This window comes from Bradyrhizobium sp. WYCCWR 12699, assembly GCF_032144035.1.
In the GTDB taxonomy this organism is placed as follows: domain Bacteria; phylum Pseudomonadota; class Alphaproteobacteria; order Rhizobiales; family Xanthobacteraceae; genus Bradyrhizobium.
The window spans coordinates 1,655,364-1,676,209 of record NZ_JAVTJN010000039.1 but is presented as its reverse complement, the minus strand read 5'-3'; the positions used below and the strand labels follow the sequence as shown (position 1 = coordinate 1,676,209).

The 20,846-nt window shown below is 62.6% G+C and carries 8 protein-coding genes; 3 read left to right on the top strand and 5 right to left on the bottom strand.

The genetic code is table 11. From position 1 onward, the window contains the following. Positions 1 to 306: 306 nt before the first annotated feature. Positions 307 to 12,834: a VCBS domain-containing protein gene (locus RPS27_RS38470; RefSeq protein ID WP_313755042.1), complete on the top strand. Its 12,528-nt coding sequence runs from the start codon at positions 307 to 309 to the stop codon at positions 12,832 to 12,834. 170 nt (positions 12,835 to 13,004) lie between these two features. Here the strand turns inward: RPS27_RS38470 and RPS27_RS38465 are convergent, their stop codons facing one another. Continuing rightward, positions 13,005 to 13,268 carry a hypothetical protein gene (locus tag RPS27_RS38465; RefSeq protein WP_313755041.1) on the bottom strand — a complete coding sequence of 88 codons (264 nt, stop codon included), beginning with the start codon at positions 13,266 to 13,268 and terminating at the stop codon, positions 13,005 to 13,007. Positions 13,269 to 13,848: 580 nt separating this feature from the next. Here RPS27_RS38465 and RPS27_RS38460 point away from each other — a divergent pair. Beyond that, positions 13,849 to 14,115, top strand: a complete 267-nt coding sequence (locus tag RPS27_RS38460; protein WP_212065676.1) for a hypothetical protein — start codon at positions 13,849 to 13,851, stop codon at positions 14,113 to 14,115. A 76-nt stretch (positions 14,116 to 14,191) separates the two neighbouring features. Here the strand turns inward: RPS27_RS38460 and RPS27_RS38455 are convergent, their stop codons facing one another. Further along, positions 14,192 to 14,929, bottom strand: a complete 738-nt coding sequence (locus tag RPS27_RS38455) for a metallophosphoesterase family protein (RefSeq protein ID WP_211419724.1) — start codon at positions 14,927 to 14,929, stop codon at positions 14,192 to 14,194. A 612-nt stretch (positions 14,930 to 15,541) separates the two neighbouring features. On the opposite strand from RPS27_RS38455, the gene RPS27_RS38450 reads away from it, so the two are divergent. Further along, a complete protein-coding gene (locus RPS27_RS38450; RefSeq protein ID WP_211419554.1) occupies positions 15,542 to 16,972 on the top strand; it encodes an undecaprenyl-phosphate glucose phosphotransferase in 1,431 nt (476 codons plus the stop codon). 42 nt (positions 16,973 to 17,014) lie between these two features. Here the strand turns inward: RPS27_RS38450 and RPS27_RS38445 are convergent, their stop codons facing one another. The 3 genes from RPS27_RS38445 to RPS27_RS38435 form a co-directional block, all read right to left on the bottom strand. Further along, the gene (locus tag RPS27_RS38445; protein WP_212065675.1) at positions 17,015 to 17,302 is read right to left on the bottom strand and encodes a hypothetical protein; all 288 of its coding nucleotides are present in this window, start codon (positions 17,300 to 17,302) and stop codon (positions 17,015 to 17,017) included. Positions 17,303 to 17,719: 417 nt separating this feature from the next. Further along, a complete protein-coding gene (locus tag RPS27_RS38440; RefSeq protein WP_212065674.1) occupies positions 17,720 to 19,954 on the bottom strand; it encodes a Wzz/FepE/Etk N-terminal domain-containing protein in 2,235 nt (744 codons plus the stop codon). Positions 19,955 to 19,985: 31 nt separating this feature from the next. Beyond that, positions 19,986 to 20,672 carry a hypothetical protein gene (locus tag RPS27_RS38435; protein ID WP_313755040.1) on the bottom strand — a complete coding sequence of 229 codons (687 nt, stop codon included), beginning with the start codon at positions 20,670 to 20,672 and terminating at the stop codon, positions 19,986 to 19,988. Between the last annotated feature and the right edge of the window lie 174 nt (positions 20,673 to 20,846).

Sequence of the window (20,846 nt, the reverse complement as noted above, 5' to 3'; positions counted from 1 at the left end):
AAAAGCATTTTCGACGTTCGGAAACTGCATTTCGAGAATTCAGGCGACGCCGAGCAACGGGGCGAAGCGTCGAACGATAACAAGACCACGTCATTTCAAACTCACGCCGTTGGGCTGACGGCGAACCTGAAAAATCAAAAAGGTTACGGGAGGGGGCTCACCATGAGCGACCGCACGATGTCACGCGTCTGGTCCATATCGCGTTCTGCTTTCGACGATTGAATTTCTCTCCATCCGCACAACGCGACGCCGCTTCCGCGCGCTCGCGAACAATGCCTGTTGCCATATCGAGAAAGATGAATTGCCATGATCATTAACGGCACCAATGCAAACGATCAGATCGCCGGCACCAGCTCGACCGATATCATCAATGCGAAGAACGGCGACGATACCGTCGGCGCCGGGGCAGGGAATGATCTCGTTCAGGGCGGCAACGGCAATGACAACATCAATGCCGGTGCGGGCAACGACATCGTCGACGCCGGCAATGGCAACGATACCGTGGATGGCGGCACCGGTAACGACATCATTTTCGGCGGCAACGGCAACGATACGCTGCTCGGGGGGGCGGGCAACGATCTGATCTCCGGCGACAACGGCGACGATATCATCGAGGGCGGCGCCGGCACCGACATCATCAGCGGCGGCAATGGCAACGACATCCTGATCTACCGCGTGTCGGAAAACGTGGGCTCTGTCGACATCTACGATGGCGGCAAGGGCCAGGACACGCTCCGCCTCGTTGTCACGCAAGCGATGGCGAACTCGGCTTCGTTCAGGTCCGATCTTGCGGCCATCCAGGCCCTCATCGCGCGCTATGGCAGCGCGGATTACGCGTTCAGGAGCTTCGACCTCGCCGTCGCCTCGATTGAAAAGGTCGAAATCGTCATCGAAGGCCCGACCAATCATGCGCCGGTCGCAGTCGCGGATACCGCCTCCGTCAAGGAGGATGTGACGACGGTTGCCAGCGGCAATCTGCTCGCAAACGACACGGACACCGATGCTGGTGATAGCCACACCGTCTCGGCCGTGGCGGGAGGCGCGGACAACGGCACCACGATCACCGTCGTCGGTACCTATGGAACGCTGGTGGTCACCAAGGCGACCGGCGCCTACACCTACACGCTGAACAATTCCAGCGCCGCCGTGCAAGCGCTCGCTGCGGGCCAGCAGGCGATGGAGCAGTTCACCTACACCAATGCCGACAATCACGGTGGAACGGGTTCGTCGACGCTCACGGTGGCCATCACGGGCAGCAACGACGCGGCCACGATCACGGTATCGGGGAGCCAGGATACGTCAGTGACCGAGGCCGGGAGCGGTGCCGGCGATCCCAACGCGTCGGGTCAGCTTGCGGTGAACGATGTTGACAGCGGCCAAGCCCATTTCGCGGTCCCGGCCTCGCTCGCCGGCACCTATGGCACCTTCATGTTCAATGCCGCGACCGGGGCGTGGACCTATACGCTCGATCCCGCGAAGTCGGATCCGCTGGCTGCAGGCCAGCACGTCACCGACACCCTGACGGTTGCTTCGGTGGACGGTACGGCCGCCCACGACATCGTGGTGAACATCACGGGCACCAATGACGCCGCCGTGATCGGCGGCCCCGCGCAGCACGACGTCACCGAGGACGGCACGCTCACGGCGTCGGGGCAGCTGTTCATCAGCGATGTCGACCAGAACCAGGCAGCGTTCCAGGCCGGCACGATCACGGCGCAAGACAACCTCGGCACCGTGACACTGCAGGCCGATGGCCACTACACCTATTCGGTCGACAACGCTGCGATTCAGTATCTCGGCGCGGGCGAGGTGAAAACGGAGACTTTCACGGTCACCTCCGTCGACGGCACGACCAAGAACATCAGCTTCGACATCCACGGCGCGCAGGACGCGCCGGTTCTGAACGTTCAGGACTCATCGGGCGCTGCGGACGGCAACATCACGCTGAATATCGCGGCGGCCAAGATCGACCAAAGCAGCACCTTGTCGCTGAAGATCGAGGGTGTGCCGTCGAGCTTTGCGGTCCAGAACGGCGCAGCGCTCGGCGACGGCACCTGGCTGTTGACCGGCGATTCGATTCAGAACGTCGTCCTGATCCCGAGCCATGCCGTCGGCAGCCCCGATCCGTTCACCCTGCACGTCACCGCCATCTCCGACGACGGCGTTCATCAGGCGGTGAGCTCGGCCGAGCTCTCGCTGAGCGTGACACCCGGTGCCAACGAGATCAACGCGCTGGATATCGACGGCTATATCGGCGGCGCGACCGTGTTTGCCGACGCCAACAACAATGGAATACTCGACGCGGGCGAGGCGTTCACGACGACGCGGGCTGACGGCAGCTTTACGCTGGCGGGCGGGTCCGGTCCGCTCGTGAGTATCGGCGGTGTCGACATTTCGACGGGATTGCAGGTCGCCGGCGTGCTGAGGGCGCCGGAAGGGTCCACCGTCATCACGCCGCTCACGACCTTGATCGTCGCACTGGTCGACAGCACGGCAAATGACGAGCACCCGCTGACGGTGGACCAGGCCATCAACGCCATTGCGGCCGCGTTCAACGTCGATCTCGCCGCCGACCCCCAACACCCCATCGACTTGCTGTCGTACGACCCGGTGCCCGCCGCGGTGAGTGGCGATGCGACGGCGACCGCGGTGCTTGCGGCGGCCATCCAGGTCCAGAGCACGGTGGCGCAGATCGCGGCTGTCGGGGTCGCGCCGGACGCGGTGATCGCCGCGATCGCGGACGCCGTTGCGACCGCTCAGGCCGATCCGGACAATCCGCTGCCCTTCAATCTCAGCTCGCAGGAAACGGTGGAGAGCGTCGTCTCGTCGGCCGGCGTCAGTGCGGCCGCCGCCGCGACGGTTGTGGAGGTCGTTGCTGCCGCGAACGACAGCATTCAGTCGGCCACCAACGTCACCGAGCTGGCGCAAGCCGGCCAGGTCGCCCAAGGCGCTGCCACCGACCAACTGGCTGCGACCAATTTTTCGGATCAAGGTTCCATCGATCTGCTGACGGACCGCTTTGTCGACAATCTCGACACGGAGGTTTCCAATGCCGTGCTGACCCCGGTCGGGAACGCCCTGTTCGGCTCGCTCGGCGACGACGTGCTTTCGGGCGGAATCGGCAACGATCTGATCGACGGGCAGGACGGAAACGATCGTCTCAACGGCGGTGACGGAAACGACATCCTCTTTGGCGGCGCCGGCAGGGACTATCTCGGCGGCGGCTCGGGTGACGATATTCTCGACGGCGGCCCAGGCTTCGACCGCGCCGTCTATACCGACGCAACCGGCGGCGTCACCATCGATCTCGCGGCGGGAACAGCGTCCGGCGCAGGCGTGGGGACAGACACACTCGTCAACATCGAAGCAGCCATCGGCAGCAATTTTGACGATACGTTCAACGGAGCCGGCTTCACCGGCGACGCCCATGTCCCGGGTAGCCCCGTCGGCTACAACGAGTTCGAAGGCAAAGGCGGCGACGACACCATCATCAGCACCACCAACAGCCAGGGCGCGGAGCTGACGCGCGTCTCCTATGTCAGCGCCACCGGGGCGGTGACGGTGGATATTGCCGCCGGTTATGCGCAAGGAGATGCCTCGGTGGGCCACGACACCCTGGTCGGATCCGGCTTCAACGGCGCCTGGGGCTCCGCCTATAACGACACGATTCTGGGCAGCAACAATCCGATGTTCACTGCTGAGGTCTACGCGGGCCTTGCGGGCAACGACTACATCGACGGCCGCGGCGGCTATGACCGCGTGGATTACAACGTCGATCCGAACACCACGACGGGAATTACGGTCAATCTCGCCACTGGATCGGTGACCGGCGATTCGACCGTCGGGACGGATACGTTGCGCGGGATCGAGGCGGTCCGCGGCACCAACTTCGCCGATACCTACAATGCCACAGGTTTTGGCTCCGGCAGCACCAATGCCGGGTCCAACGGGACGTTCAACGAGTTCACCGGCAATGGCGGTGACGACACCATCACCGGCAACGGCTTCACGCGGCTCGGGTTCAACAACGCGACCGCCGGGGTCCAGGTCGACCTCGTCACCGGCATTGCCACTGGCGATTCATCCGTCGGCACCGACCAATTCACCGGCGTCAACGCCGTCCAGGCATCGATGTTCGACGACACGCTGCTGGGCGGTGCGACCAACGACACGTTCACCGGCCTTGCGGGCAACGATTACATTGACGGCCGTGGTGGCTTTGACGTCTCGTCCTACAACAACATCTTCTTCATCACGGGAAGCATCACCGTCGATATGGCGGCCGGTATCGTCACCGGAGATGCGTCGAACGGCACGGATACACTTCGGTCGATCGAGGGCATTCAGGGCACCAACTTCAACGATACCTACGATGCGACCGGTTACGGCGTGACCGGTGCCAATACCGGCAACAACGGAACCTTCAACCAGTTCGAAGGCCTCGGTGGGGACGACGTCATCACCGGTAACGGCAACACGCGCCTCATCTTCGCCAATGCGACCGGCGGGGTGACCATCAACCTCGCGGGCGGCACCGCGACCGGCGACGGCTCGACCGGTCAGGACACCTTCACGGGCGTCAACAGCGCGCTCGGCGGCAATTTTGCCGACGTTTACGACGCGACGGGGTTCACCGGCCCCAACGCGAACTTCAATTCATTCCAGGGCAACGGCGGCAACGACGTCATCTCCGGCAACGGCAATACGCAGATCCAGTTTAGCAACGCGACCGGCGGTGTGAGCGTCAACCTCACCGCAGGTACGGTCGACGGCGACGGCTCGGTCGGCCATGACACCATCACCGGAGGCGTGTTCAACGTCCTCGGGTCCAACTTCAACGACACCATTATCGGCAGCGGCAGCAACGACAGTCTCTCCGGCAGCAACGGCAATGACACCCTGGACGGCCGTGCCGGCAACGACTTCCTCAGCGGCGGCGCCGGCGCGGACATCTTCGTCTACGCGACCGGCGGCGGCTTCGATTTCGTCCAGGACTTCGTCCACGGTCAGGACAAGATCGATCTGACCGGCGTCTACGGCATCTTCAGCCTTGCCGATCTGCAATCACATGCAGTTCAGAGCGGTCCCAACACGGTCATCACGTTCAGCTCGGGTGACGGCCTCACGCTTCAGAACGTCAATCTGAGCAGCCTGACGGCGAGCGACTTCCTGTTCGGCACGCCGGCCGCGCCAATTGTCGGCGACGGCAACGCGAACGACCTCGTCGGCACCGCCAATGCCGAAACCATCAGCGGTCTCGGCGGCAACGACCGCCTCCAGGGCCTCGGCGGCAGCGATCTCCTCGATGGCGGCTCAGGCTTCGACCGTGCCATCTATACTGACGCGACCGGCGGCATCGCCGTCAACCTCGCGGCTGGCACCGCCTCGGGACCGGGGGTCGGCACGGATACGCTCGTCAACATCGAGGGCGCTGTCGGCAGCAATTTTGCAGACACGTTCAGCGCGGCCGGATTCATCGGCGACAGCGGCATTCCCGGTGCAGCGGCAGGCCTCGCCGAGTTCGAGGGCAGGGGCGGTGACGACGTCATCACCGGCTCGATCAATGCATCCGGCGAGATTCTCGGACGCGTGTCGTATGTCAGCGCCACGGCGGCCGTGACCGTCGATATCGCAGCAGGGACCGCTGATGGCGATGCCTCGGTCGGGCACGACACGTTCAATGCGGTCAACGCCATCGTCGGCTCCGTCTATGCCGACATCTTGCTCGGCAGCGACAATCCCAACGGAACCTATGAGCAATACGACGGTCGCGGCGGCGACGATCTGATCGACGGCCGCGGCGGCTACGATTTCGCGACTTACAACAACGACCTGACGACGACATCCGGCCTCTCGGTCAATCTCGCCGCCGGCACGGTCACGGGCGACGCCTCGGTCGGCACCGACACGTTGCGTTCGGTTGAAGCGGTGCGCGGCACCAAGTTCGCCGATACTTACAGCGCCACCGGATTTAACGGCTCCAGCGCCAATGCCGGCTCGTACGGCACCTTCAATAATTTCGAAGGCATGGGCGGCGACGATGTCATTACCGGAAATGGCAACACCCGTCTTCAGTATACGCAGGCGCTCGACGGCGTGACGGTTGATATCTCGACAGGCACCGCTCGGGGCACGGAGGCGGGCGACGTCGCGCAGGTCGGCACCGACCATTTCACCGGCGTCAATGCGGTGATGGGATCGCAGTTCGACGACGTCATCACCGGAAGCGGCGCCAATGAAAACTTCATGGGTCTCGCCGGCAACGATACGATCGACGGCGGAGGCGGATTTGATACCGCTCAATACAGCAACCTGACTTTCGTCACGGGCGGCGTGAACGTCAACATGACGAGCGGCACCGTCACGGGCGATGCTTCTACAGGAACGGATACGCTGCGATCGATCGAAGGCGTCCAGGGCACGATCTTTGCCGACATCTATGACGCGACCGGCTTCGGTCTGGCTGGCGCAGCCAACGTCGGCAACAATGGCAGCTTCAACCAGTTCGAAGGTCAGGGCGGCGATGATCAGATCACCGGCAACGGCAACACACGGCTCCTCTTCACCAATGCCACCGGCGGCGTCACGGTCAGCCTGAATGCCGGTGCAGCAATCGGAGACCTGTCCATCGGGCATGACACTTTCACGGGCGTCAACAGCGTCTATGGCAGCAATTTCGCCGACACTTACGACGCGTCAGGCTTTGTTGGCTTCAATTCGTTCCAGGGCCTCGCCGGCAACGATCTCATCACCGGCAACGGCAGCACGCAGCTGCTGTTCGCCAACGCCACCGGTGGCGTTGTCGTCGATCTCGCCAGCGGCACTGTCAGTGGCGATGCCTCGGTCGGGCATGACACCGTCACTGGCGGCGTGAACGGCGTGTCCGGATCGGGCTTCAACGACACGCTGAAAGGGGGGATCGGCGCCGACAATTTCCTGGGCAACGGCGGCGCGGACACCTTCGTGTATGTGAGCGGCGGCGGTGCCGATTTCATCGGCGACTTCTCGCATGGGCAAGCCGACAAGATCGACCTTTCGGGCGCAGGCATCTACAACCTCGCCGACGTTCAGGCGATCGCCTCGCAGCAGGGATTGAACACGTTCATCAATTTCGGCAATGGCGATAGCCTGACGCTGCAGAACGTCAATCTGGCGAGCCTCACGGCTGCGGATTTCGTCTTCGCGCCTGGCGTTCACCTGATCGGCGATGCCAATGCGAACACGCTGGTCGGCACGGTCTATGCTGACAATTTGAGCGGCCTTGGCGGCAACGACGTCCTGCAAGGCCTCGGCGGCAACGACCTGCTCGACGGCGGCCAAGGCTTCGATCGCGCCGATTACGGCGATGCGACGGGAGGCATTACCGCCAATCTCGCGGCCGGTTCGGTGACCGGCCCGGGAGTTGGAACCGACGCGCTGACGAATGTCGAGGGTATCCTCGGCAGCAACTATGCCGACATGTTCAACGCGGCCGGGTTCACCGGCTCGACCGGCCTGCCGGGCGTCGCCGCCGGCCAGAGCGAGTTCGAAGGGCGCGGCGGCGACGATATCGTCGTCGGCGATCTCAACCCTCTGGGGCAGGCGGTCACGCGGCTGTCCTATCTGAGTGCAACCAGCGCGGTCAGTGTCGATATCGGGGCAGGCACCGCGGATGGCGATGCCTCCGTCGGTCACGACACCTTCTCCAACGTCTCGACGATCTGGGGCTCGGCCTCCAACGACACCTTCTACGGCAGCGACAATGCCGCCTTCACCTACGAGACCTATGAGGGTCGCGGCGGCGACGACTATATCGACGGCCGCGGCGGCTACGACCAGGTCACCTATAACTCCGATACGACGACCACCTCAGGCATCTATGTTCACCTCGCCGCGGGCACCGTGAACGGCGATGCGACCGTCGGTACCGACACGATCCGCAACGTCGAGGCCGCCCGCGGCACCAATTTCGACGACACGTTCGACGCGACCGGATTCGGTCTGGCCGGGGCGACCAATGTCGGCTCGTCCGGCGCCTTCAACGACTTCGCCGGGGCCGGCGGCAACGACACCATCATCGGCAACGGCTCCACCCGCCTGAATTACCAGATCGCGGCCTCGAGCGTCAGCGTCGACCTCGAGACCAGCGTCGTGGGAACCACCACGGCGCTCACCGTTGCCGGCAGTGCGATCGGCGCGACCGAGGGCACAGATACCTTCACCGGTGTCAATGCGGTGCAGGGCTCGACCTTCTCCGACACGCTGCTCGGCAGCAGCTTCAACAACAACTTCACGGGTCTTGGCGGCGACGACTACATCGATGGCCGCGGCGGCTTCGACACCGCGATTTATAACAGCCTCAGCACGGTCACGGGTGGCGTCACCATCGACATGGCGGCGGGCACGGCGACCGGCGATGCCTCGATCGGCACCGACACGCTGCGCTCGATCGAGGGCATTCAGGGCACCAGCTATGCCGACAGCTATGTGGCGACAGGCTACGGACAGGCCGGTGCGCTCAATATCGGCAACAACGGTGGCTTCAACCAGTTCGAGGGCCTGGGCGGTGACGATCAGATCACCGGTAACGGCAGCACACGCCTGCTCTATACGAACGCCACCGGCGGCGTCACGGTCGGCTTGAATGCCGGCTCGGTCACGGGTGACGTGTCGGTCGGGCATGACTCCTTCGCAGGCGTCAACAGTGTCTATGGCAGCAATTTCGCCGACACTTACGACGCGACCGGCTTCATCGGTTTCAATTCCTTCCAGGGCCAGGGTGGTAACGACACCATCACCGGCAACGGCAGCACGCAGATTCTTTTCGCGAATGCGACGGCTGGCGTGATCGTCAACCTCGCGAACGGGACCGCGGACGGTGACGCTTCGGTGGGTCACGACACCATCGTGGGAGGGGTGACCAACGTTTCCGGCTCGAACTTCAACGACACGATCACCGGCTCCAGCAGCAACGATCAGCTGTTCGGCAACGGCGGCAGCGACCTGCTCAGCGGCGGTGCCGGCAACGACGCCCTGAACGGCGGCATTGGTGCGGACACCTTTGTCTATACCACCGGTGGCGGCGCCGATGTCATCGGCGACTTCCTGCAGGCGGACGCCGACAAGATCGACCTCACGGGGGTGCCCGGTATCTCGACCCTCGCGGACATTCAGGCGCTCGCCACACAGCAGGGACCGAACACAGTCATCGACTTCGGCAATGGCGACACCCTCACGCTGCTGAACGTGACGCTGTCGAACCTCACGGCTGCCGACTTCATCCTCGGCCAGGGCGTGCATCTCACCGGCGACGCCGGCGGAAATACGCTGGTCGGCACTGCCTATGCCGACAGCTTGAGCGGCCTTGCCGGCAACGACCGCCTGAAGGGCCTCGACGGCAATGATCTTCTCGATGGCGGCCTCGGCTTCGACCGCGCCGACTATGTCGCGGCAACGGGAGGCATCACCGCAAATCTCGCGGCAGGCTCCGTGACGGGTCCAGGGGCTGGAACGGACACGCTTGTGGGCATCGAGGGCATCGTCGGCAGCGATTACGCCGACACATTCAACGCGACCGGCTTTGCGGGCGATACCGGCATTGCCGGCACCAATGTGGGCTTCAACGAGTTCGAAGGCCGCGGAGGGAACGACAGCATCACCGGAGGAACGAACAGCCTGGGTGCGCTGCTGACGCGCATCTCTTACGCCAGCGCGACGGGCAGCGTGATCGTCGATCTGGCGGCCCATTCGGCGACCGGAGATAGTTCGGTCGGAACCGATACCTTGGTCGGCTCTGGCTTTGGCGGTGTCGTCGGTTCTGGATTTGCCGACCAGCTGCTCGGCAGCGGCAATGCGCCGGGGACCGTGGAAATCTTCGAAGGCCGCGCCGGCGACGACTTCATCGACGGTCGGACTGGCTTCGATCGGGCAGACTACGCGCTCGACCCGGCCGCCGTGGGCGGGATCAACGTCCAGCTGGCCTCGGGAATCGTGACGGGCGATGCCACGACGGTCGGCACCGACACGCTGCGATCGGTCGAATCGGTGCGCGGCTCGAACGCTGCGGACGTCTTCAACGCTGCGGGCTTCAGTGCAATCAGCCAGAATGCCGGTTCCAACGGTACCTTCAACGAATTCGTCGGCATGGGAGGCAACGACAGCATCACCGGCAACGGCAACACGCGTGTTTCGTTCACGAACGCGACCGGGGCCGTAGTCGTCGACCTGCAAACCGGCGCGACGCTCGGCACGGGAACGGCGAGCGGTGACGCATCCACGGGCAACGATACGTTCAGCGGCGTCAACGCCGTGATGGCCTCGATGTACAATGACACCATCCGCGGCAGCAACATCACAACGGCGACGGAGACGTTCACCGGCCTTGCTGGCGACGACTTCATCGACGGCCGCGGCGGCTTCGACGTCATCAGCTACAACAACATCTACTTCTCCACCGGTCCGGTGACCATCGACTTCACCGCCGGCACCGCGACCGGTGACGCCTCGATCGGCAATGATACGTTCCGCGGTATCGAAGGTGCCCAGGGCACCACGTTCAACGATGTCTTCACGGCTACCAACTTCGGCGCCGTCGGCTTCCAGAACGGCGCAAGCAACAACGTCGGCAACAACGGCAACTTCAACCAATTCGAAGGTCTGGCTGGCAACGATACGATCACCGGCAACGGCAACACCCGCATCATCTATTCCAGCGCGGTCGATGCCGTGACCATCAACCTGCAGGCGGGGACGGCGACCGGCGGCGGCTCGATCGGCACCGACAGCTATGTCGGCGTCAACAGCGCGACCGGTAGCAACCTCGACGACACCTACAATGCCACAGGCTTCACCGGCGTGACGACGGCCGGATCGTTCGGCACCTTCAACCTGTTCGAGGGCCTCCTCGGCAACGACACCATCACCGGTAACGGCAACACGCGGGTCTCGTATTCTCAGGCCGGCGGCGGCGTTTCCGTCGACCTGTCGACCGGAATTGTCAGCGGTGCGGCTGGCGCCGACGTCATCACGGGCGGCGTCAACAGCGTGCAGGGCTCGAACCAGGCCGATACGCTGGTCGGTGGCTCAAATAACGAGTTCTTCTTCGGCGGCGGTGGTGGCGACACCATCAGCGCGGGTGGTGGAAACGACGGCATCACCGGCCAGGGCGGCGACGATTTGATCGACGGCGGCGCCGGCACCGACATGGTGATCTTCTCGGGTGCGCAATCGCAATACAACGTCACCATGGCGGGAACCATCCAGGTTCAAGATACAGTTGCGGGTCGTGACGGCACCGACACCTTGACCAATGTCGAAGTGCTGCAGTTCAGCGACGGCATCGTGCTGCTGTCCTCGGGCACATCGGGGAGTCCGATCGATCTTTCGACGCAACAATTCTCCAACTCGGCGCCCGTGATCGGAACGGCCGGAGACGATTATCTTCGCGTCGGAGCCAACATCTTCGGGCACCAGCTCAATCTGGGAGCGGGGACGGCAGATACCGTCCTGCTCAACGGCACCTTTGGTAACGGTTACACGCTCAATCTCGCGGGGGTCGAAAACCTCGTTGGCACCGGCAACGACGAGTTCGTCAACCTCACGATGAATGCCAACGGCCTGGTCGTCGACCTCGGCGGCGGCAATGATCAGCTCAATCTCGCGGGCGGGGCAAATACGCTCAGCCTGATCGGCGTCGACGGAATCGCGGGAACGGATTTCGGAGCGACGCCCGGCGTCAACGACGTGCTCACCCTGTCGACGACGGTCACGGGCCTGAACATCAGCCTCGGCAACGGCGACAACACGATGAACCTCGCTGCCGGCGCCAATTCGTTCGTGAACATCTACGATGTCAACCACGTGAACGGCATGGCGGGTGACGACATCCTGACCGTTACCGGTGCGATCGGCGCGGCCAACGGCGTCGCGATCGACCTCGGCGATGGCGATGATACGGTCGCCTTCAACGGAAACTTCGCGTCCTTCGCCGCGATGGGCGTCGAGCACATCACCGGCAATGCAGGCGACAATTCGGTCAGCCTGACCAACAACGTCAACGGTATCGCCATCGATATGGGCGGCGGAACCGATTGGGTGTCCCTCGCCAACGGCGTCAATTCGCTCAGCATCAATGGCGTCGAGAACCTAAACGGCAGCGACTTTACCGGCAATCTCCATCCGTCGGACGATATGGTCACGCTGCTGAACACCGTGTCCGGCGTGACGGTCAATCTCGGAGAAGGGACGGCCAACGTCCTCAATCTCGCCGAGGGCAGCAATTCGTTCGACAATCTGTGGAACGTGAACCTGCTCAACGGCAGTTCGTCGGATGACGTTCTGACGCTGCAAGGCAGCCCGGCGAACGTGATCGATCTCGGCGACGGCAACGACACTCTGAACTTCAACGCGAATGTCTACGACATCACCGTGACCAATGTCGAAACCGTCAATGCCGCCGCGAATTTCGACCGGATCACGATCGGCAACACGTCGGGCAACACGACGGTTACGGCCGGCGCAGGTGCGGACGAGATCTACGCCAGCGCGGGCCATGACAACTTCCGCTTCGTCAGCACTGCAGACTCCGCCGCCGGTGCTGCCGACACCATCCACAATTTCGACGCGGGCAATGACAGCTTTACGTTCTCGGGCATCAGCGTCGCCGGCGGTCACATCGAGTATGTGGACGGGCCGGCCCTGCTCGGCGGAAACCAGGCTTCGGCCCATTTGCAGAACTTCGGGCCGGGTAACGACTATCTCCAGATCGATATCGATGGCGATGGAACGAGTGACATGGACGTGAACCTGCAGAATGCCAGCGGCACGCTGCACAATGGGAACTTCTTGGTCAGCTAGCGGCCACCCGGTCCATCTGGCTCCGGGGCCGGCGCTTCCAGCCCTGGAGCCCAAACGCGTGGGTGTTCTCGAGGGCCCGCGGCGGATCGCCTCTCTCAAACAAAACCGCCGCCCCGTTGCGGTGGGGCGGCAGCTGTTAGGCCGGCTTAGCTAGCGGAGCGCGGTTGAACTCAGCGGACGTACCAATATCCCCACCAGCGATGGGATACGGGCCGTGCCTGCGCCTTCATGGCTGCAACTTCTTCGACCGGACGAAGCTGAGGACCATAGATCGCGGGCGGGTAAACATCATCCCACAGCACGACGCCACCCTGGACGGCGGCCGCCCGGTGTGGCGGAGCAAGCGCGAGCTCGGCGGCCGGCGCGACGGAGCCCGTCACGGCGAGGCCAATGGCGGCGAGGGCAATGGATGGAATAAGGGCGCGGAAGTTCATTGGATTTGAATCCCTCTGAAATGCGAGGCGAAATAATGCGACGGCTGCCGGACGGTTGCAAGGGCGTGGGGTGGCCGGTTGGCCCGAAATTTCCCGTGTGAGGGAAGGCGCGTCGGGCTTGCCGACTGCAACAAGCCTGGCGGGTCCGGATCTGCGAGAACATTTCTCTATATAGAGTGCGTCTCATGGAAAAATCCCGATCGCTGCGATCGATGCACGCGAGACTGCGCTGCATGCACGCTAGAGGTCAGGCATGAACAATCTTTCGGCGCCCACAGTCGGAAAGAATCATGATGTCGACACACTGCTCGCTCTTGATAGGTCGCGGACTATCCAAGGCAACTCCCATGACTTCTGCATTCGTCTCCGCTTTGATTTTCAGCGCTGGCCTCATCTCGGGATACGCGTTGCGCGCTTGGCGCGTCCAACGAAGTCCTGCGAACTCATCCCGTGGCGCCTCGCGTCGAACGGCCGGGCCGACTCCCACCACAACCTTCGGCCACGCCCGACGAGCGTTTTAGATGCCGTCTAGTTCTCTGTCGGCATCCAACTTCACGCTGAAACGAAGGGGCATGATGACATGAGCGAGCCCAAGAAGGACGCTCCACGACGCTACATTGCGGATGGCGCCGGACAGCGCGTGCTCGTTGGTCTGACGATCTCGGAGACCATCGAGTTCGAAGCGTTGGACAAGCCTGACGCCGATTTGATCGGCGAAATGGGGCGTTTCCGTCAGGCCCGGCACGGAGAGCGTTGGCTGGAGCTCTACGTCAAGCACGAGCGAGCCTGGAGCGACTGGATGGCGCAGACGCGCGCGCGGCCGGAGAAGCCGCAATTGCTCAACTAGGGCTTGCCCGGAGCGGCGTACAACCAATCCGCGCCAGTGCGACCGCCTCGCGCGTCAGTGGCAGGCCGTCGTCACCTCACACTGCGAGCATGCGGCTGCCCTGGATACTCATCAGGGTAAGGTTGCCGGTCGCATAGGCGCCGGTGTCGATGTTGACCCGGTTCGCCATGAATTCCGCACTGCGGACCGGCGTGTGACCATGCACGATATATTTGCCGAACTGCTCCTCGCTCCGCAGGAATTCTTCGCGAATCCAGAGCAGATCGCGCTCGGTCTGCTCGGCCAGTGGAACGCCCGGGCGAACGCCGGCGTGAACGAAGAAGAAGTCCCCGCAACTGAAGCTCAGCCGCAAATCGTCGAGGAATTCCAGATGTTCTGTAGGCATTGCCCGAATCAAATCGCGCATGATCGACGCCGGCTCGTCGCGCTTCAGGTCCGGCGGGGCGAGCCCGTAGGACATCAACGTCTGGGCTCCGCCGACGGCAATCCAATCCTCGAACAAGGAGGGATCCTCGAACACCCTCACGAGAAACGCCTCGTGGTTTCCCTTGAGGAAGACCGCGTTTCCCCGGCGGCTCCGTTCGACCAAGACGTCGAGGGTGGCGCGCGTGTCCGGGCCGCGATCGATGTAGTCGCCCATGAAGACCTCGATCGCATAGCGCGGCCGGCTCCGGGTCACGTCGGCGTCGATCACCCGCAACATGGGCTCGAGCAGATGCGCGCATCCGTGAATATCCGAGATCGCATAGATGCGGACTCCCTCCGGCAATTGCGGTTTGGGAGCGGGCAGGCGGGGGCGGGCGAGAGATATCATGGCGCTCAATCGATCGGGTGGTCAAAAAATTTCCCCAAGTCGCCGGCACCGGAGAGCTTCCATCCAACACGAACAAAGCGAATTCGGCGAGGGAGCGTGCTTGTTCTCCAGCTCGATCACGCCAAAAGAAGGGCGCTGCATTTTTTGCCTACCGGGTTGTGCGACTGGCAGGGCGACGGTCGGTCCGCACGATTGCATTGCTGAGTGCGAGAGGGCGGCAAAGTTGCATGCCTGAACCTATTTTCCGGACGCACGCCCAGATAGAAATCCGTCGGAATTCTCGCAAATGATTCGTCGCTCTTCATCGCTCAATTGCATCGCCCGAAAGATGAGCGACAAAGCGCTCGCGCGACGATCACACATCGCGCTCGACGTGGAACTTGATTCAAAATAGGGCAACGCGCTCGCTCATATGTCATCACTGTGACGACATTTTCAGCGCAACGAAATTCGCTGCGCATTTCAACGTGGCGCATGATCCGTGCGCCGCAAAAGTTTTGCGTGCAGCGCCACAATGTCGCTGCGATCACGCAACACCTTCCGCGCGGGGAAGTGACGAGTCTTCAGCATCACGATGAGCGTCAGACACTCTCTCGATAGGCAGAGGTTCGAATGGCTGTTGCAACTTATGGTTCTGAAAACGCTCACACGCTGTCGTCGACGCGCGGTAGTGCTCTTCAGAGGCCATTTCAGATCGTCGTCATGGCGGCTGACTTTCTGCTGATCTTGTTGAGCTATGCCGCCGGGGCCTCGCTGTACGGTGCTGCCGTCGCTTCGCCCAATGACGGCGCTTCGGTGGGAGCGGGGTTGTTCGTCGGTGTGGTGTTCGTGGCGGTCGCCTATTTCCGGGACGTCTATGCCACGCACCGTCTGCTCAACATCGTCTGGCAGCTTCGTAAGGCGGTGTTTATCTGGCTGACGTCCCTGACGATCCTTGCCGTTGCGGCCTTCTTGCTGAAATCGACGGACAATCTGTCCCGCGGCACCGTCATCGTGTTCGCTGTGATCGGCGGACTTGGCTTGATCAGCCTCCGCTTCGTCTGGCAGGCGGTGTTCGGCACGAGCTTTGCGAGAAGCCGGCTGGTCGATCGCAAGGTGATCCTGCTCAGCCTCAAGCCGCTCGACTTCACCTCGAGCCGTTTCAAGGACCTGCGGAGGAACGGCTTCGACGTGATGCGCCATTTCGTGCTCGGAGACGATCGGGATGACGGCCACTGGGAGCGGCAGATTCGCGACGTGATCCGTCAATCGCGCTCGGCTGACGTCGACGAATATCTGCTTGCGATCGACTGGAACGAATTGCCGATGCTCCGCAAGCTGGGGCCTTACTTGCGCGCCGTCCCGCAGCCCATACGCCTGCTGCCGGACGACCCGGTCGCAGATCTCGTAGCCCGTCCGTTTTTGCCGGTCAGTGGAACCGTAGCGGTCGAAATCCAGCGGCCGCCTCTCACCATTCTCGAGCGGTTGCAGAAGCGCTGTCTCGACATTGGCGTGGCCCTGTTCGCGCTTGTGATGCTGACACCGCTGCTGCTGACCGTCGCGGTGCTGATCAAGCTGGATTCCCCGGGAGCCGTCATATTCCGCCAGTCGCGCCGCGGCTTCAACGGCAGGCCGTTCGAGATCTGGAAGTTCCGGAGCATGACCGTTTGCGAGAACGGCGAAACGATTGCCCAGGCGACCAAGCGGGATGCCCGGGTCACCAAGATCGGGCGCTTCCTTCGCATGACGAGCATCGACGAGCTGCCGCAGCTCTGGAACGTGCTGCGCGGTGATATGTCGCTGGTCGGCCCGCGGCCGCATGCGCTGGCCCATGACAATTATTATGACGAGCTGATCAGCAAGTACGTTTACCGGCACCACATGAAGCCGGGGCTGACGGGCTGGGCCCAGGTGAACGGGTTCAGAGGGGAGACGCCAACGATCGATCTGATGGAAAAGCGGGTCGAGTACGACGTCTGGTACGTCAGCAACTGGAGTATCTGGCTCGACCTGAAGATCATGGCCCGCACGGCGTCCGCCGTGATGTTCCAGGAAGCCTACTGACCGTCCAGTTTCCCGATGATCTGAAATTGCGAGCGCGAGAGGTCAGGTTCCATCTCGCGACGACCTGCCGAAGAGCCGCATGATTGCGGCGCGCAAGGCGAGCAACGGCGGTACCAGCACGAAGAATGCCCCCATCGCAACGGAAACGATGACATGGCGGATCGAGAAAGGTTCCTCCTGCTCGATGTCACGTCGGCTCGGGTCGATGGGTGCCGGCGAGAGCGTGGTCGCCATCGGCTGCCGACGCACCTTGCGCGGAGGAACCACGATCAACACGAACAGGATGTTGAGCAGAACCCAAATAGTCAAAATCGTCAGGACGATCAGCATTCCGAGCCCGCCGGAAAAGAATTACAAATATGCGCCGAGCTTAGCCTCAGGGAACCCGGAAAGAAAGATGCCCAAAGTTTCGGCATTTGAGGCGTCGAGGACCGGATTGTCTCGTCTTATCGCTGGATGGTTGCCAATCGGCGCACTGTCCTAGCCATCACGGTCTTCGTCAATCCTTGCTTTGGGCTAGAGCAATAACTGCAAGTTGTGGATTCCGGGCGAATACGGAGGCCTGAGCCATCGGGGTGTGTCTTGCGTGTGGCTTGGGGGCGGCTTGGCGCAATCTCCGGCCCCATGCGACGGCGCACGTGATCACCTTCAGGCGACAGTTCCGCAAAGCATGAAAAAGGCCCGCTGCCAAATGGCAACGGACCCGAATTCGTGTCTGTTCGGCTGGGCGCTGCGCCGCGCCTCGGCCTAGGCGTGCTCGACGTAGTAGCTGTTGTGATGCTTGCCCTTATACGCCTCGATGCGCTTGAGCATCTTCGGGTTGGCGCGATTGAGCACGGCACCGAGCAGCTTCTTCTGGAGGACTTCCGACCCGGAAATCGATTCCTGGAGCGCGCTTCGTGTCGTCTGCCCCCATTCGATCACGTAGACCATGGCGTCGATCAGCATGCTGACGGCCTTCGAGTCCGCCACCGGCATCACCGGGGCAAGGTCGATCACGATGTACTCGTAGTGCTCTCTCAGCACCTTGAGCAACTCGGCCATCGCCTTCGATCCGATGACGTCGGCCGAATTGACCATGCGGGACGCCACCACGGAGGGCAGGAAGTCCAGGCCCGTCTCCTTGCTTCGCTGCACATGGTAGCCGAGGCTCGCCGGATCGCTGAGGGCCTCCACCAATCCGCTCTTGGCATTGGGGGCGAGCTCGCGGGTGAGCGAGCGCGTGTGCAGATCGCCGTCGATCAGGACCGTGCGATGCCCGGTGAGGGCGATCAGCTGCGCGAAGTTGGCCGCCACCGTCGTCTTTCCTTCCTTGGGAAGAGAAGACACGATGCCGATCACCTTGATCTCGCGGGTCAGCCGCGCAACGTCGATCGACACCTTGATGTTGCGCAACGTCTCGGCAAACCGCGAGAACGGATGATCGACGACGTAGCGCGACAGATCCGCTGAGCTCGTCTTGGCCGACGTCGACGAAAGCAACGCGCCGGTCGTCGTTGGCGGGCGAATGTCGGGCAGGACTCCGAGGCACTTGACACCGAGCTCGTCCTCGACCTCGCCGGGGGTCCGCAGGACGTCGCTGAGCAGTTCGCGCCCGAATGCGACGCCGAAGCCGAGGCAGAGGCCGCCGACCAGGCCTCCCACCAGCGCCAGCACCGTGCGCGGCGAGCTCTTGCGATCCGGCTTGGTCGCGGTGCTGATCAGGCGCGCCTCGCTGAGCGGAAAGCTCTGATTCTGCGTCGCGCTCTGCAGCTTCTCGAGGAAGCTGTTGTAGAGGTTGCGGTAGGTGTCCGCGGCGCTTTCGAGGTCGCGCAACTTGACCGCGGCCTGGCCGCTATCGCCGGCTTGGGCCACGAGTTCCTTCACGTTCTTCTCGAGCGAGGCTTCCCGGCTCTTTGCGATCTCATAGTCGCTGCGATAGGCATCGCCGATCCGATGCAGCTCGTCGGCGATGTTCTTGCGCAGCTCCTCCATCTTGTTGGCCAGATTGACCGCCGCAAGATGTTGCTTGCCATAGCGCCTCGACCAGTCGGCATACTGGGCCTGGAGGTCCAGATATTGCGCGCGCAGGCGGGTGATGACCGAGTTGTTGAGAGCATCGGTCACCGTCGATTGTGCGACGTCCTGGTCTGAAATCGCGTTGATCCGGTCGAGCCGGGCCTTGGCTTCGGCCGTCGATGCCCGCGCTTGAACCAGCTGGGTGTTGAGGTCCGACAATTGCTGCTCGGACATCAGGCCGCGGCTGGTCCCGACGATGTTGTTTTCGGCCTTGAAGGTCTGCACGGCGCGGTCGCTGGCGGTTGCCTGCTCGCTTAGCTCGAAGCTGCGCTGCTGCAGCCACTCGGTTGCCCGCTTGGTAGACTGATACTTGGCTTCCAGCGCGCCGACGAGATAGGCATTGGCGATGGCGTTGACGATCTTGGCCGCCTTGTCAGGGCTCGGCGAGCGATAGTTCATCGACAAGACATACGTCGTCAGGACGCGTTCCGTTCTCAGGTTCTTCTGAACCTGCTCCACCACGGCGTGCTCGAGACGCTCCTGGGATGCAGCTTCGCCGGAGCTGAACAGCGACATGACCTTGCCGAGGACGACGGACAGCAGGCCCGGATTGGAGCCATTGAACTCCGGATCGTCCGTCAGCTTCAGGCGACGGACGACCGAAAGAATCAGGTCGTCCGAATTGATGACTTCGACCTGGCTGTCGACATAGCCGGTATCGATGAGGGCGCTGTTGGCGTTGCTGTCCTTGTCCAGCACCTGCGCCTGACGCGTATCCATCATGATGCGGGCATTCGCCGTATACATCGGTTGCGCCGTCAACAGATAGATCATGACGAGGGCCAGCGCAGCGCCAGTGCACGCCGCGATGATCGGCCATTGCCGGCGCAGGACGTCGGCCACGCGCTCGAAGCTGAGGACGGCTCCGCCAAACTCGATGCCGAATCTGTGTCCCGACTGGAAATGTTCTCTGGGTTGGTACATTGGTTGCTTCGCTGCCTCTGACGATGGCTGATCAGTTCGGAAGGGGGACGGGTTTGAAAGGATTGGCCAGCTTGGTCTTCCATTCGCCTTCAAGCAGCGCCCCGCCTCGGGACGGCTGCGTCGAACTCTTGGCTTGCGATTGAGCCTGGATGCCGGAGGCGTCGTCGCCCGCGGCGGCATAGCCTGATTGCACGTTGAGATCGCCGATCCGCTGCGTGAAATCCCTGATCTTGCGCGCAGCGTTAGGCTTCGTCGAGGTGCATCGCCCTTCGGCGATCTTCAGCGCCGCGCCGATGGCCGAGCGGTCGGTTGCGGTCGAGGCGGAGATCAGCGTCTGCACGGAGGGCAACACTGACGGATCGGTCGCAATAAGGGCGGAGAGCCGGTATCTCAGCTTCTCCTTGTCATTGCGCAGTCGTTCCAGAAGCGAGGAGGGCGACTTGACGAACGTGTCGAGCTCGAGCTGGGAAGCACGATCCGAAAATTCGACGCACTGAGCCCGGCAAGCGCCGGTGCTCGACACGACCAAGGCAGAGCTTGCCAAGACGATCGGTAGCCATCGTAGCCTTGCGTGACGAATCGTTGGTCCGCAGCCCATCCGTGTCCCTTGCTTCCTGTTGCATTCGGAGAACACGCGAAACCTGACAGGTAACTGTGTCAATTTTTGTGCGACGCAAAAGACGAGTGCACGTCGTCGATGACAACCGTTGCGTTGCATGTTTTCCGATCGGTTGCAAAATGACGATATGCAATGCCTGCGAGATCGGCATGCTGGCGCCCAGGAATGTTGCAACTTGAAAACATATGAGGCGTTCGCACGTTCAGGAGTCGCAAGACAGCGTCGCAAAACCGACACAAGTAGCCGCGTGCGACATTGGTTCCGGACCCGCGG

Bases quoted from the DNA above. Each gene is read 5' to 3' on its own strand.
- RPS27_RS38470 (WP_313755042.1), top strand. From the start codon at position 307: ATGATCATTAACGGCACCAATGCAAACGATCAGATCGCCGGCACCAGC.
- RPS27_RS38465 (WP_313755041.1), bottom strand. From the start codon at position 13,268: ATGAACTTCCGCGCCCTTATTCCATCCATTGCCCTCGCCGCCATTGGC.
- RPS27_RS38460 (WP_212065676.1), top strand. From the start codon at position 13,849: ATGAGCGAGCCCAAGAAGGACGCTCCACGACGCTACATTGCGGATGGC.
- RPS27_RS38455 (WP_211419724.1), bottom strand. From the start codon at position 14,929: ATGATATCTCTCGCCCGCCCCCGCCTGCCCGCTCCCAAACCGCAATTG.
- RPS27_RS38450 (WP_211419554.1), top strand. From the start codon at position 15,542: ATGGCTGTTGCAACTTATGGTTCTGAAAACGCTCACACGCTGTCGTCG.
- RPS27_RS38445 (WP_212065675.1), bottom strand. From the start codon at position 17,302: ATGCTGATCGTCCTGACGATTTTGACTATTTGGGTTCTGCTCAACATC.
- RPS27_RS38440 (WP_212065674.1), bottom strand. From the start codon at position 19,954: ATGTACCAACCCAGAGAACATTTCCAGTCGGGACACAGATTCGGCATC.
- RPS27_RS38435 (WP_313755040.1), bottom strand. From the start codon at position 20,672: ATGCAACGCAACGGTTGTCATCGACGACGTGCACTCGTCTTTTGCGTC.